A 13,012-nucleotide genomic window follows, 5' to 3' on the forward strand; every position below is an offset into this window, starting at 1 on the left:
ATCCACACCCATCCCCCTGTGCCGGCGGCGCCCCGGCGTCGATGCGTCGACCTGTGTCAGCGATACACGGCGGGCGGCCGACCGTCAATGCGCCTTGGGGACGGTGTTGCCTCCCGCGCGATTTCACGCCGCGCCACACTCCCCTCTCACCCGATCCCAGCCCTAAAGTGACACCCATCACGTCCGATTGGGCACCCCTCGCCCGGTTTCCTGGGAGGGCACATGACCCGCATTTCGGTGAAAGTGGACGGCACCGCGTACGAGGACGAGGTCGAACCCCGCCTCCTGCTGATCCACTACCTGCGTGACCGGCTGGGTCTGACCGGCACACCCATTGGCTGCGACACCTCCAACTGCGGGGCCTGCACGGTCGACTTGGACGGGGAGAGCGTCAAGAGCTGCTCCGTCCTCGCGGTACAGGCCGACGGCAGCGAAGTGACCACCGTGCAGGGGCTGGCCACGAACGGCAGCCGGCACCCCCTGCAGAAAGCCTTCCATGAGCAGCACGGGCTGCAGTGCGGCTACTGCACCCCCGGCATGATCATGGCCGCCCGGGACCTGCTCGCCGAGAACCCGGACCCCACTCCGGACGAAGTACGGCACGCCCTCGAGGGCAACCTGTGCCGGTGCACCGGCTACCAGAACATCGTGCGGGCCGTGCTCGCCGCCGCGCGGCAGGACACCCCGGCCCGGGTCCCGGCGCAGGAGGCCGCGCTATGACCGATCAGATCACCGAACCGGCAGGTACCGGGCGGGAGGTCGGGCGTTCCCGGCCGCGCAAGGAGGACGCCCGGCTCGTCACCGGCCAGACCAACTGGACCGACAACATCTCCGTCACCGGACTGCTGTACCTGGCGATCGTGCGCAGCCCCATGGCGCACGCCAGGATCGACCGGGTCGACGTCTCCCCCGCCCTGGAACGTCCGGGCGTGGTCGCCGCGTTCAGCGGACGCGATCTCGCCGGGGGGATGGGCTCGCTGCCCTGCGCCTGGCCGGTGACCGAGGACATCGTGCTGCCCGATCATCCGCCGATCGCCGTCGACGAGGTGCGCTACGCGGGCGACCCGGTGGCCGTCGTCGTCGCCCGCGACCGGTACGCGGCGGCCGACGCCCTCGAAGCCGTCGAGGTCGACTACACGCCGCTGCCCCCGGTCCTGGACCTTCAGGCCGCGCTCGCCGAGGGCGCCCCGCTGGTCCACGCGGACAAGGGCACCAACCGCTGCTACGACTGGCCGCTCGCCACCGGTGAGAGCTTCGACGCCGTACGCGAGCGGGCGGACGTCGTCCTCAAACGCCGCTACCACCAACAGCGTCTGATCCCCAACGCCATGGAGCCGCGCGCGGTGGTGGTCACCCCGCTGGCCGCCTCCGGCGAGTACACGCTGTACTCGGCGACCCAGATCCCGCACGTCCTGCGGATCATGCTCTCCATGGTCACCGGTGTCCCCGAGCACAAGCTGCGGGTGGTCGCCCCGGACGTCGGCGGCGGTTTCGGCTCCAAGCTCCAGGTCTACGGCGAGGAGGCCATCGCGCTGGCGGTGGCGCGGGAGCTGGGCCGGCCGGTGAAGTGGACCGAGTCGCGCTCCGAGGGCTTCCTGGCGACCCATCACGGCCGGGGTGTGATCCAGGACATCGAGGTCGCGGCGACCCGCGAGGGCAGGCTCCTCGGCCTCAAGGTGGATCTGCTCGCCGACATGGGCGCCTATCTGATGCTGGTCACCCCGGGCATCCCGATCCTCGGCGCGTTCATGTATCCGGCGATCTACAAGATGGACGCCTACGAGTTCAACTGCACCGGCGTCTTCACCACCAGGACCCCCACGGACGCCTACCGCGGCGCCGGCCGCCCGGAGGCCACCTACGCCATCGAACGGATCATGGACGAGCTGGCCGCCGAACTCGGCCTGGATCCGGTGGAGTTGCGACGCCGCAACTGGATTCGGCACGAGGAGTTCCCGTACACGAGCATCGCGGGGCTCACCTACGACAGCGGCGACTACGAGGCCGCCACGGAGAAGGCGCTCGCCCTCTTCGGGTACGACGACCTGCGTTCCGAACAGCAGAAGCGCAACGAACGCGGCGACACCGTACGGCTCGGTATCGGCGTCTCCACGTACACCGAGATGTGCGGTCTCGCGCCCAGCCGGGTGCTGCGCGACCTGCGCTACGCGGCAGGCGGCTGGGAGGCGGCGAGCATCCGGATGCTGCCGACCGGCAAGGTCGAGGTGGTCACCGGGACCAGCCCGCACGGGCAGGGCCATGTGACCTGCTGGAGTCAGATCGCCGCCGATGTGCTGGGGGTGCCGTTCGAGGACGTCGAGGTGGTGCACGGCGACACCAAGGCCGCCCCGCAGGGCATGGACACCTACGGGTCACGGTCACTGGTCGTCGGCGGGGCCGCCGTCCACCACGCGGCACGGAAGGTGGTGGAGAAGGCCCGGAAGGTGGCCGCGCACCTGCTCGAAGCGAGCGAGCACGACCTGGAGTTCACCGACGGGGTGTTCTCGGTGAAGGGCTCCCCGGACGCCCGCAAGACCATCCAGGAGATCGCGTTCGAGACGTTCTCCTCGCACGACCTGCCGGACGGCATGGAGCCCACCATCAACGCCGAACACCTCGTCGACCCGGAGAACTTTTCCTACCCGCACGGCACCCACCTGTGCGCGGTGGAGGTCGACACGGAGACGGGGCGGACCTTGATCCGCAGTTACGTGTGCGTGGACGACGTGGGCCGGGTCGTCAACCCGATGATCGTCGAGGGACAGGTGCACGGCGGGCTCGCCCAGGGCATCGCACAGGCGCTGTACGAGGAGGCCGTGTACGACGACGAGGGCAACCTCGTCTCCGGCACGCTGGCCGACTACCTGGTGCCGTCGGCGGTGGATCTGCCCGAGTTCGTGACCGACCGCACCGAGACCCCCGCCACCTCGAATCCCCTCGGTGCCAAGGGAGTGGGCGAGGCCGGCACCATCGCCTCGACGCCCGCGGTCGTGGGCGCGATCGTCGACGCGCTGCGCCCGCTGGGTGTCACCGACGTGCGGATGCCGTGCACCCCGCAGCGGGTGTGGGAGGCGCTGCGGGACGCGCGGGCGCAGAAGGGAGAGACGTCATGATTCCCGCCGCGTTCGACTACGCCCGGCCGGCCACCGTCGCCGAAGCGGTGGGCACACTCGACGGCGCCGCCGAGGACGAGGCGAAGGTGCTGGCCGGCGGTCAGAGCCTGCTGCCGCTGCTCCGGCTGCGGCTCGCGTTCCCTTCGCTCGTCGTCGACGTGGGCCGCATACCGGAGCTCAGGGGTGTGCGCGAGGACGGGGACAGCCTCGTCATCGGCGCGCTGACCACGCACCACGACGTGATCCGCGACCCGTTGGTGCGCCGCCACGCCGGGCTGCTGGCCGCGGCCACCGCCACGGTCGCCGACCCCGCCGTACGCCACCGCGGGACCCTCGGCGGCTCGCTCGCCCACGCGGACCCCGCCGGGGACCTGCCCGCGGTGGCGCTCGCCCTCGACGCGGAACTGGTCGCGGAGGGACCCGGCGGCCGACGGACCGTCCCCGCCCGGGAGTTCTTCGTCGACTATCTGCAAAGCGCCCTGCGGCCCGACGAGTTGCTCGTGGAGGTGCGTATCCCCAAGAAGGACGGCTGGGGTTTCCACTACGAGAAGTTCAGCCGGACCGCGCAGGCGTGGGCGGTGGTCGGGGTCGCCGCACTCGTCCGGCGCGAGGACGGGCACATCGCCGAGTCGCGGATCGGGCTGACCAACATGGGCTCGACACCGCTGCGGGCCTCCGCCACGGAGGCGGCGCTGGCGGGTGCACCGGTCGACGCGGTGGCTCGGGCCGCGGAGTCCGCGGCGGACGGCACTCAGCCGTCCGCCGACCCGTCGGCCTCGCCCGAGTACCGTGCGCACCTGGCGCGGGTGCTCACCCGGCGGGCGGTGCTGGCCGCCCTGGGGTGAGCGTCGGCGGCCCGGAACGGCCAGAACGGCCCCGCGGGGCCATGGAGAGAGTATGGACGGTTGGACCGGTCCGCAGGAGGTGCGGGCCAGGCTGGAGGAGACGGGATACCTCGTCGACGACGGCCTGGCCGTCGCCTCCTTCCTCGCGCTGCGACTGCGTCGGCCGATCTTCTGCGAGGGCGACGCGGGCGTGGGCAAGACCTCGCTCGCGTCCGCCCTCGCGGCCTGTCTGGACGCCCCGCTGATCAGGCTGCAGTGCTACGAGGGCATCGACGCCGCGCAGGCGCTGTACGACTGGGATTTCCCGCGTCAGCTGCTGCACCTGCGGGCGGCGGAGGCCGCGGGGATCACGGATGCCGAACGGCTGGAGGGCGAGCTGTACGACCGCCGTTTCCTGCTCGCGCGGCCGCTGCTGCGGGCGCTGGAGACCTGGCCGTGCGTCCTGCTCGTCGACGAAGTCGACCGCGCGGACGACGAGTTCGAGGCGTTCCTGCTGGAGCTGCTGTCGGAGTACACGGTCACCGTTCCCGAACTGGGCACGCTGCGGGCGAAGGAGCCGCCGGTGGTGGTGCTCACCTCCAACCGCACCCGGGAGGTGCACGACGCGCTCAAGCGGCGCTGCCTCTACCACTGGTTCGACCATCCGGACTTCGCCCGTGAACTGGCCATCGTGCGGCGGAGGTTGCCGGAGGTGACGGCTCGGCTCGCCGAGCAGGTGACGGCGCTGGCGCAGGCGTTGCGGGCGGAGGACCTGCTGAAGCCGCCGGGAGTCGCGGAGACCATCGACTGGGCCCGGGCGCTGGACGCGCTGGGCGCGACGGAGCTGGACGCGGAGCTGGCGGTGGTGACGCTGGGCTCGGTGCTGAAGTACCGGGAGGACGCCGACCGGGCACGGGGCCTGGATCTGTCCGGGATCCTCGAGCGGCGGTGGGTGTGAGAGGCAGCGGCGCCGCGCAAGGGGCGCGGGCCGACGCGTCCGGTGTCGTCGTGGGGTTCGCCCGGGCCCTGCGCGCGGCGGGGGTCGAGGCGGGCCCCGACCGTGTCCAGGCCTTCCTCGGCGCCGTCGACGTACTGCGGCCCGGCGTCCGCTCCGACGTGTACTGGGCCGGGCGGCTCACCCTGTGCGGCGGCCACGACGACCTGGAGCGCTACGAGCGCGTCTTCGCGGCGTACTTCGGCGACGCGACACCGGTGCACGGCGGATCGCCGCCCACGGCTCCCGGGCCGCGCGTCCGGCTGAGCGTACGCGACGCGGGTCCCGCTCCGGTCGCGTCCTCGACGTCCGCGGAGGCGGTGCCGGTGCCGGTCCTCGCCGCCGCGGCGGAGGTGCTGCGGCACCGCGACTTCGCCGGGCTCACCGCCGGCGAGCGAGAGCAACTGCGGCGGTTGCTGGCCGCGTTCACGCTGCGCGGTCAGCCCCGGCGCACCGCGCGCCGGCGTCCGGCGCGGCGCGGCACGGTCGATCCGCGGCGCACGGTACGGCTGTTGCTGCGCAGTGGCGGCGAACCGGCCCTGCTGCGGCGGCACTCGCGCGCCGACCGTCCGCGCCGGGTCGTCCTGCTCGTGGACGTGAGCGGCTCCATGGCCCCGTACGCGGACGCGCTGTTGCGGTTCGCGCACGCGGGCACCCGGGGTGGGCCGACCGAGGTGTTCACCATCGGCACCCGGATCACTCGGGTGACCCGCGAGCTGTCGCACCGCGATCCGGACGTGGCGATGGCCGCGCTGGCGGCGGCCGTGCCCGACTGGCGCGGCGGCACCCGGCTCGGTGAGCTGCTGCGTGCCTTTCTCGACCGTTGGGGGCAACGCGGGATGGCGCGCGGCGCCGTGGTCGTCCTGCTGTCGGACGGCTGGGAGCGCGGCGATCCGGAGCTGCTGGGCACCCAGATGCGCCGTCTGCACCGATTGGCGCACCGGGTGATCTGGGCCAATCCGCGCAAGGCCCGTCCCGGATACGCCCCGATCGCCGGCGGGATGGCGGCGGCGCTGCCGAGCGTGGACGCTTTCGTCGAAGGGCACAGCCTGGACGCTCTGGAGCGGCTGGCTGCCGTGGTGCGTGGCTCGGCGAGCTCCCTGAACGCGGTGGGCTCGGTGACCTCGGTCGACTCGGCGAACTCGGTGGACTCGGTGAGCTCGGTGAGCTCGGTCGACTCTGTGGATTCGGTCGACTCGGTGGGCTCTGTGAAGGGAGCAGACGATGCGTGACATCCTCCCGGCGCTCAGCCGCTGGTACGCGGCCGGGGCGCCGTTCGGGCTCGCCACGGTGGTCGCGGTCAGCCGCAGCGCGCCGCGCGGACCGGGCGCGGCGATGGCGGTCGGGCCCGACGACGAGGTGCTGGGCAGCGTGTCCGGTGGCTGTGTGGAGGGCGCGGTTTTCGAGCTGGCCAAGGAGGTCGTGGCGGCGGGCGAACCACGGCTCGCCACCTTCGGCTACAGCGACACGGACGCCTTCGCGGTCGGGCTGACCTGCGGCGGGGAGATCACGCTGCTGGTGCGCCCGGTCACGTCCGGGACCGACCCCTGGTTCGGGCAGGTGGCCGAGTCGGTGGCGGCGGGACGGCCCGTGGCGGTCGCGACGGTGGTCTCCGGGCCGGCGCCCGTTGGCGCCTCGCTCGCGGTGTGGCCGGACGCCGTGTCGGGCAGCCTCGGCTCGCCGGGGCTCGACGCCGCGGTCACCGCCGACGCCCGCGGCGAGCTGGCGCAGGGCGGCACCGGGCAGCGGCACTACGGGCCGCGGGGCGAGCGGCGCGAGGACTCCGTCGCCGTGTTCCTGCACTCCTTCGCACCGCCGCCGCGCATGCTGGTCTTCGGTGCCATCGACTACGCGGCGGCCGTCGCCCGCATCGGTGACTTCCTCGGCTACCGGGTCACGGTGTGCGACGCCCGCCCGGTCTTCGCCACGCCGAAACGGTTCCCGCCCGGCGTGGACGTCGTCGTGGACTGGCCGCACCGCTACCTCCGCACCACCGTGACCGACGACCGCACGGTGATCTGCGTCCTGACGCACGACCCGAAGTTCGACGTCCCGCTGCTGGAGGAGGCGTTGCGCCGGCCGGCCGCGTACATCGGTGCGATGGGCAGCCGCCGTACGCACGACGAACGGACGAAACGGCTGGTCGAGGCGGGCCTGACCGAGGCGGAACGGGCCCGGCTGCGCTCTCCGGTCGGCCTTGATCTGGGAGCGCGTACACCGGAGGAGGTGGCGGTCTCCGTCGCCGCCGAGATCGTCGCGCTGCGGTGGGGTGGCAGCGGACTGCCGCTGAGTGCGACCGCCGGGCCCGTCCATCCCTCGGAGCGCGAGGCGTCCGTGCGGGAGCCCTTGTAAGGACTCCCAAGGCCTCGACGCGCACCGGCCGACGGCGTGCCGGCCGTCCCCGCTCGTCCCCGGATGTCAGGTGCGCGGCGGCAACCGGTGCAGTCGTACCTCCGCGAGGCGGCCGTCCGCCACGGTCGCCGTCATGTAGGTGCAGTGGGGCTGGCGGCGGCGGTCCGTCGGAGAGCCGGGGTTGAGCAGGCGCAGGCCGGTCTCGGCGGTGGTGTCCCAGGGGATGTGGCTGTGTCCGAAGACGAGGACGTCCAGGTCGGGGAAGCGCTCGGCGCAGCGGCGTTCTCGGCCCTGGGCGGGGCCGGTCTCGTGCACGACGCCGAGGCGCAGGCCGTCGAGTTCGGCGCGGGCGATCTCCGGGAGACGGGACCGCAGCGCGGGACCGTCGTTGTTGCCGTGGACGGCGACGAGCAGCCGGGAGCGGTCCTGCAGCAGGTCGAGGGTGGCCTCGTCGACCCAGTCGCCCGCGTGGACCACCACGTCGGCGCGCGGGACCTCGGCGAGCAGCGCGGCGGGGAGTGCCTTGGCGCGCTTGGGCAGGTGGGTGTCGGACATCAGCAGCAGGTGCACGCCGTTCACGGTAGTCAGGTCGTGGCAGGGGCGCAGGGTGGCCTCGGCGGTGTTCTGAAGGTCCCCCGCGGGGCTTTCAGGACTCCTCCTGGCCCACCACGATCTCCGCCCACACCTGTTTGCCCCCGCTGACCGGCAGCGTGCCCCACGACTCCGACATCGCCTCGACGAGGAGGATGCCGCGGCCTCCGGTGGACTCCCAGCTGAGGTTGGGGGACTTGACGGGTGTGCGGGGCGAGGCGTCGGCCACGGCGACGCGGAAGCGGTCGTTGATGTGGGTGAGGTCCATGCGGACCTGGCCCGCGGTGTGAATGAGGGCGTTGGTGACCAGTTCGGAGACGACCAGGAGGATCGTGTCGGCCTCGGCCGTGAGGTTCCACGCGCGCAGGGTGCGGCGGGTGAAGCGGCGGGCGTGCCCGACGGCCTCGGGGACCCGCCACACCGTCCAGCTCTCCCGCAGCGGCCGGGTCGCCATGCCGTCGTAGCGGATCAGCAGCAGTGCCACGTCGTCGCGGCGGTTGGCGTCGGCAAGCAGGGCGTCGGCGGTCAGCCCGAGGTCGCCGGGGTCGGCCGCGGAGAACACCTCGCTGAGCCGCAGCAGCCCGTCCTCCAGGTCGAGCTCGGCGGACTCGACAAGGCCATCGGTGGTCAGCGCCAGCACCGTGCCGGGCAGCAGGCTGAGCTGGGTCATCGGGAAGTCGGCCTGGGAGATGACGCCGAGCGGTGGGCCGCCGTCCGTCGGCACGATCTCGGTGGAGCTGTCCGGGTGGCGCAGCACCGGCGGCAGGTGGCCGGCGCGGACGCACCAGGCGGTGCCCTCCTCCATGTCCAGGTCGACGTAGCAGCAGGTGGCGAAGAGGTCGGTCTCCATGTCCACGAGGAGGCGGTTGGCGTGCGCGACGACGACATCCGGCGGGTGGCCTTCGATGGCGTAGGCGCGCAGGGCGGTGCGCATCTGGCCCATGACAGTGGCCGCGGAGGCACTGTGGCCCTGGACGTCGCCGATGACGAGGCCGACGTGGTTGTGGGGCAGCGGAATCACGTCGTACCAGTCGCCGCCCACCTCCAGGCCGGCGGTGGTGGGCAGATAGCGCGCCACGGCGACCCCGCCGGGCAGGGTGGGCAGACGGCGCGGCAGCAGCGTCCGCTGGAGCATGCCGATCAGTTCGTGCTCGGCGTCGAAGGCGTGGGCGCGCATCAGGGCCTGACCGGTGAGTCCCGCGGCGGCGGTGAGCAGGGCACGCTCGTCGGGGCCGAAGTGGTGCGGGCTGTCCCAGCCGATCAGGCAGGCCCCGGCCATGCGCCCGGCGGCGGGCAGCGGCAGCACGGCGAGTCCGCCGGGGCCGACATCGGCGAGCGCGGGTTCCAGCGAGGCCCCGGCCGGCCAGATCGCGGCCCGTCCCTCGCGCAGGGCCGCCGCGAGGGTGGGCATGGCGCGCACCGGAGCGTCGGGCCATTCGGAGCGCCACTCGGTGCGCCACAGCTCCGGCCAGGCCTCCGGCTGCGGCGGGTCGAGGAACGTCACCACCAGCCGGTCGGCCTCCAGCTCGGCGAGGGCGATGCGGTCGGCGCTCAGCGGCTGGCGCAGCGCGGCGGACACGGCCTTGCTGACGTCCCGTACGGTGCCCGCCGTCGCGAGGGCGGAGGCGAGGCGCTGGACGCGGGCCACGTCGTTGGCGCCGGGACGCGTCCCGGAGGCCTCGGCGACGGTGCCGACCAGCCGGGCGGGCTCCACGTCGCCGCCGGGGAGCAGCTGGGCGCGCAGCCGCAGCCAGCGCGGAACCCCGGACGGCGTGGTGATACGGAACTCCAGCTCGCGGTCGCCGATGGACATGTGGTCCGCCTCGACCACGGACATCAGCGCGGGCAGGTCCTCCGGGACGGTCCGGGCGAGGAACGTCTCGACCTTGCCGTCGAACTGCTCCCGCCCCAGTCCGAACAGCTCCAGCAGGTCGTCGTCCACGTCCACGCGTCCGCTGTCCATGGCGAGGCTGAAGGAGCTGGCGGGCAGCTCTGCGGGATCGAAGCCGCCCGGCTCACCGGCTCGCGCGGACGGCGCCGGACAGGTGGCGGCCTCGGCGAGGAGTTGCAGGCTGCGGCGGTCCTCCGCGTCGAACCCGTCCGGGGTGTCGCCGGCCGCCACCAGGCAGCCGCCGGGGGCCGGGTCCTCGCCCGGGACGGGCAGCACGGCGAGCGAGAAGTCCCTGGTAGGTGAACTGGCGGGGGCGGGTGCCGTGCGGTCGCCCGAGGACGGGGCCATGTCGTCGGGCGGCAGCCATACGGGCCGGCCCAGCAGGTGGACGTCCGCCACGGGCAGGGCCCCCGAGCCGGCTTGGGTCTTGTGCAGCCCGTACAGGTTCCCCGGCGCACCGGCGGAGGCGACCAGCCGGAAGTCCTCGCCGTCTCCCCGGGGCGCGTACACGGCGACGGCCGTGGCGCTGGTGAAGGCGAGGACGAGTTCGAGGACGGAACGCAGCCGCTCGCGGGGGGCGAGGTCGGCGGGCAGAGCCTTCAGGGCGAGCTCGACCCGCAGATTTGCCGTTCTGCGTCCTGCCGCTCCCTCAGTCACCACGTCCGTCATTACAGCGCTTCCCGCACGGTCGCGCAGCCCCTGTGACCGGCACGGAGCACTCCGTGGCGGTGGAGCGTGGACGAACGGGCCCATGGGGACCGGGGTGGCGGAGTGCGGCCGGGGTATGCCGCCGGCGCGCGGTGCGCGTTCGAAGGGCCTGTGTCCGACGTGCCCGCCGTGCGGGGAGCGCGCCCAGGAGGGAGCCTTGAGCCGTGGGCCCTTCGCGCGGCAGCGGGAGGAGGTGGTCCGCCATGTCCGGCATACGGGACCCATGGCCGCCATCCGAGGGCGCACAACGGGCCGTCGAAGTCCGAACGGGCAACGAAGGCGCCGAGCCAGGACGCGCCGACGCGGGACGCGCCGGGGAAGGACGAACCGCGGAAGCGGGACACCCCGGGGAAGGACGAGCCGCGGAAGGACACGCCGCGGAGGTCAGCTTCGGGCAGGCCGGCGCTGCCACGGTCCCGGCCCGCGTGGGGCGGCCCATCCTCTCCCTCGCCCTGGCGGCGATGCTCGACGACGTGCACGCGCACTCCGGCGCCGTCTATCTGCTGGCGCCGAACGAGCCGACGCTGGTGATGGCCGTGATGGCGGGGCTGCCCCGGGCCTTCGCCGCCCCCTGGGAACGGGTCGGGCTGCAGGCTCCGGTGCCGGTCGCGCAGGCGCTGCGGCAACGGCGGCTGATCTGGGTGAGCGGCGAGGAGGAGATGGCGCGCCGCTTTCCGCGGATCGCGATGGTGCTGCCCTACCCCTTCGCACTGGCCGCCGTGCCCGTGGCGACCCCCGGACAGGAGTACGGCGCCGTCTTCGTGACCTGGCCCGGTTCGCATCCGCCGGAGCTGTCCGACTGGGAGCGCGATCATCTCACCGCGGCCTGCGACCGGCTCGCGCTGCGGCTGGAGCGCGCCGCCGAGGAGAGCCATCAGTTGCTGCCCGAGACGGATCTGCTCGCCCCGGCCGCCGCCGCCACGGTCGCGGGCACTCTCGGCACGGTGGAGGCGGCGCGGATGCTGGCGCGGCTGCCGTACGGAATGTGCTCGCTCGACCTGCACGGCCGGGTGACCTTCGCCAACACCGCCACGGCCGAACTGCTCGGCGTTCCGGTCGGCGATCTGCTGGGCAGCCAGCTGTGGACGTCCGTGCCCTGGCTCAACGACCCCGTCTACGAGGACCGCTACCGCGGCGCGCTGATCAGCCAGCAGGTCACCTCGTTCGTGGCGCTGCGCCCGCCGTCCTGCTGGCTTTCCTTCCGGCTCCACCCGAGCACCAACGGACTGAGCGTACGCATCACCCGGGCCGAGCCGGCCGCCCGGGCCGAACAGCCGCCCACGCAGCGGGCGGAAGACGCCCCCGCCTCCCGGCTGGTGACCATGTCGCACGTGCTGAACCTGGCGGGCGCGCTCACCGAGGCGGCGAGCGTCCAGGACGTGATTGAGCTGGTCGCGGACGATCTCGCGCCCGCCGTCGGCAGTCAGGCCCTGGTGGTGTACGGCTCGCACGGCGACCGGCTGGACCTCCTGGGACAGCGTGGCTACCCGGACCCGTCGGTGGTGGAGCGCTTCGACGGCACTCCGCTGTCCGCGCCGCTCCCCGGAACCAGGGCGCTGACCACGGGAGTCCCGGCGTTCATCGAGTCCCGTCAGCATCTGGAGCGGCTGTATCCGGCCGGGCACGCGACACCGGACGGCATGGCGGCCTGGGCGTATCTGCCGTTGATCGCCTCCGGACGGCCGGTGGGCGTCTGCGTCCTCGGATACGCCGAGCCGCACTCCTTCCCGGCCGACGAGCGCGCCGTCCTCACCAGTCTGAGCGGGCTGATCGCGCAGGCACTGGAGCGGGCCCGGCTCTACGATGCCAAGCACCAGCTGGCGCACGGGCTGCAGGCCGCGCTGCTGCCGCACTCCCTGCCGATGTTGCCGGGTCTGCAGGCCGCCGCGCGCTATCTGCCCGCGACCCAGGGGATGGAGATCGGAGGGGACTTCTACGACCTGGTCTCCACCACCGGCGAGGCCACCGCGGTGATCGGCGACGTCCAGGGCCACAACGTGACCGCCGCCGGGCTGATGGGCCAGGTACGTACGGCGGTACGCGCGTACACCACGGTCGGTCAGCCGCCCGAGGAGGTGATGCGCAGCACCAACCGGCTGCTGATGGACCTCGGCACGGACCTGTTCGTGAGCTGCCTCTATCTGCGGATCGGCTGCGCGACCGGACGGGCGGTGCTGGCCCGGGCCGGGCATCCGCCGCCGCTGCTGCGGGGGCCCGACGGGCAGGTGACCGTGCTGGACCTGCCGGGTGGGCCGCTCCTCGGCATCGACACCGACGCCACCTATCCCACGACGGAGATCGATCTCGACGCCGGTTCGGTGCTCGCCCTCTACACCGACGGGTTGATCGAGTCCCCGGACACCGATCTGGAGGACGCCCTGTCCTCGCTCGCCGGCCGCCTGGCGACGGCCGGGGCCCGGCCGCTGGACCAGCTGGCCGACAGCCTCGTACACCACGACCGGAGGACCCAGCAGCGTGCGGACGACGTGGCGCTCCTGCTGCTGCGGCCTGAGTGAACACCGACGGGATGGCGACCGCG

At 73.2% G+C, this 13,012-nt stretch carries 9 protein-coding genes; 7 read left to right on the top strand and 2 right to left on the bottom strand.

Translation table 11 applies throughout. The features are described 5' to 3' along the window. The first annotated feature begins 222 nt into the window (after positions 1-222). Genes EF387_RS01315 through EF387_RS01340 form a run of 6 tightly spaced genes read left to right on the top strand, consistent with a single transcriptional unit; the run spans position 223 to position 7,283 of the window. On the top strand, positions 223-720 hold the full coding sequence (locus EF387_RS01315) for a (2Fe-2S)-binding protein (protein ID WP_128374572.1): 498 nt from the start codon (positions 223-225) through the stop codon (positions 718-720). Then, positions 717-3,113, top strand: a complete 2,397-nt coding sequence (locus EF387_RS01320) for a xanthine dehydrogenase family protein molybdopterin-binding subunit (RefSeq protein ID WP_128374573.1) — start codon at positions 717-719, stop codon at positions 3,111-3,113. The genes EF387_RS01315 and EF387_RS01320 overlap by 4 nt, the downstream gene beginning before the upstream one ends. Continuing rightward, a complete protein-coding gene (locus EF387_RS01325) occupies positions 3,110-3,958 on the top strand; it encodes an FAD binding domain-containing protein (protein WP_128374574.1) in 849 nt (282 codons plus the stop codon). Before EF387_RS01320 ends, EF387_RS01325 begins: the two co-directional genes overlap by 4 nt. Before the next feature lie 52 nt (positions 3,959-4,010). Continuing rightward, positions 4,011-4,895 (top strand): AAA family ATPase, encoded by an 885-nt coding sequence (locus EF387_RS01330; RefSeq protein ID WP_128374575.1) that lies wholly within the window; start codon positions 4,011-4,013, stop codon positions 4,893-4,895. After that, positions 4,886-6,163, top strand: a complete 1,278-nt coding sequence (locus tag EF387_RS01335) for a vWA domain-containing protein (RefSeq protein ID WP_420802508.1) — start codon at positions 4,886-4,888, stop codon at positions 6,161-6,163. Before EF387_RS01330 ends, EF387_RS01335 begins: the two co-directional genes overlap by 10 nt. Continuing rightward, complete coding sequence (locus EF387_RS01340) at positions 6,156-7,283, top strand: XdhC family protein (RefSeq protein WP_128374577.1); 1,128 nt, start codon at positions 6,156-6,158, stop codon at positions 7,281-7,283. The genes EF387_RS01335 and EF387_RS01340 overlap by 8 nt, the downstream gene beginning before the upstream one ends. A 66-nt stretch (positions 7,284-7,349) precedes the next feature. Here EF387_RS01340 and EF387_RS01345 read toward each other — a convergent pair whose 3' ends face one another. Both EF387_RS01345 and EF387_RS01350 read right to left on the bottom strand, forming a co-directional pair. Beyond that, the gene (locus EF387_RS01345) at positions 7,350-7,853 is read right to left on the bottom strand and encodes a metallophosphoesterase family protein (protein ID WP_128374726.1); all 504 of its coding nucleotides are present in this window, start codon (positions 7,851-7,853) and stop codon (positions 7,350-7,352) included. A 76-nt stretch (positions 7,854-7,929) separates the two neighbouring features. Next, positions 7,930-10,434, bottom strand: coding sequence for a SpoIIE family protein phosphatase (locus tag EF387_RS01350; protein WP_128374578.1), 2,505 nt, complete (start codon positions 10,432-10,434; stop codon positions 7,930-7,932). Between the two features lie 500 nt (positions 10,435-10,934). On the opposite strand from EF387_RS01350, the gene EF387_RS01355 reads away from it, so the two are divergent. Further along, a complete protein-coding gene (locus EF387_RS01355) occupies positions 10,935-12,989 on the top strand; it encodes a SpoIIE family protein phosphatase (protein WP_128374727.1) in 2,055 nt (684 codons plus the stop codon). Positions 12,990-13,012 lie beyond the last annotated feature (23 nt).

This window comes from Streptomyces cavernae (assembly GCF_004023625.1).
Classification (GTDB): domain Bacteria; phylum Actinomycetota; class Actinomycetes; order Streptomycetales; family Streptomycetaceae; genus Streptomyces; species Streptomyces cavernae.

Excerpts from the sequence above, each read along its gene's own strand:
- EF387_RS01315 (WP_128374572.1), top strand. The coding sequence starts at position 223 with ATGACCCGCATTTCGGTGAAAGTGGACGGCACCGCGTACGAGGACGAG.
- EF387_RS01320 (WP_128374573.1), top strand. The coding sequence starts at position 717 with ATGACCGATCAGATCACCGAACCGGCAGGTACCGGGCGGGAGGTCGGG.
- EF387_RS01325 (WP_128374574.1), top strand. The coding sequence starts at position 3,110 with ATGATTCCCGCCGCGTTCGACTACGCCCGGCCGGCCACCGTCGCCGAA.
- EF387_RS01330 (WP_128374575.1), top strand. The coding sequence starts at position 4,011 with ATGGACGGTTGGACCGGTCCGCAGGAGGTGCGGGCCAGGCTGGAGGAG.
- EF387_RS01340 (WP_128374577.1), top strand. The coding sequence starts at position 6,156 with ATGCGTGACATCCTCCCGGCGCTCAGCCGCTGGTACGCGGCCGGGGCG.
- EF387_RS01350 (WP_128374578.1), bottom strand. The coding sequence starts at position 10,434 with ATGACGGACGTGGTGACTGAGGGAGCGGCAGGACGCAGAACGGCAAAT.
- EF387_RS01355 (WP_128374727.1), top strand. The coding sequence starts at position 10,935 with ATGCTCGACGACGTGCACGCGCACTCCGGCGCCGTCTATCTGCTGGCG.